This window comes from Streptococcus oralis, assembly GCF_019929345.1.
Taxonomy (GTDB): domain Bacteria; phylum Bacillota; class Bacilli; order Lactobacillales; family Streptococcaceae; genus Streptococcus.
The window spans coordinates 1-584 of record NZ_JAHZPJ010000040.1 but is presented as its reverse complement, the minus strand read 5'-3'; the positions used below and the strand labels follow the sequence as shown (position 1 = coordinate 584).

Below are 584 nucleotides of genomic sequence, written 5' to 3'. Positions count from 1 at the left end.
GAGGCATAGCCATGCCTGGCATGAGAATGTAATAAGGTCCATATTCTTCTGTCGACTCGACGATGGCATCGTAGTACTGAGGCTGAACAGCTCCGCTCTCAATCAAGGGCTCTACTGATAGCTTGACTGCTTCCTGCCAAGTCTCGGCTGAAAGACCTAAACGAATGGATTTGTTGTCTGTCAATGCTTGTTTTAAATTCATTTCTCTTCCTTTCATTAGATACAAGGGGCATCTTCAATACTTTCCAGAATTTTAGCCCCTGCGCAATCTCACAATAGACAATAATCGGAAGGTGGGGCAGCCTAACCACCCTACCCTAACTGAGAACCCATCTTCATAGATAGAAATTCTTACAATACCTGACTTAATTTTTCAGTGATTTCCTTATCATCCATCAGGTTGTCCAAGCCGATTAATTTCCCATTGGTGCGGCCTTCCAATTCATTGATTAAATGCAGAGAAGCAATCACGATATCGTAGCCTGAAGCTAAACTTTTAGCCTCCCCGACACTGCAGGAGTTGACTGTGAAGTCTGTCTGTCCCAAATTACGCAGCGCATTTTCCACTTTCATTTTAATCACCA

General features: G+C 43.5%; 2 protein-coding genes. Both read right to left on the bottom strand.

The features are described 5' to 3' along the window. Positions 1-202, bottom strand: a 202-nt coding sequence (locus K1I97_RS10120; protein WP_223351621.1) for a PTS sugar transporter subunit IIA, incomplete at its 3' end; no start/stop codon positions are given. A gap of 149 nt (positions 203-351) precedes the next feature. Continuing rightward, positions 352-582, bottom strand: coding sequence for a PTS sugar transporter subunit IIB (locus K1I97_RS10115; protein WP_223351620.1), 231 nt, complete (start codon positions 580-582; stop codon positions 352-354). Positions 583-584: the final 2 nt, after the last annotated feature.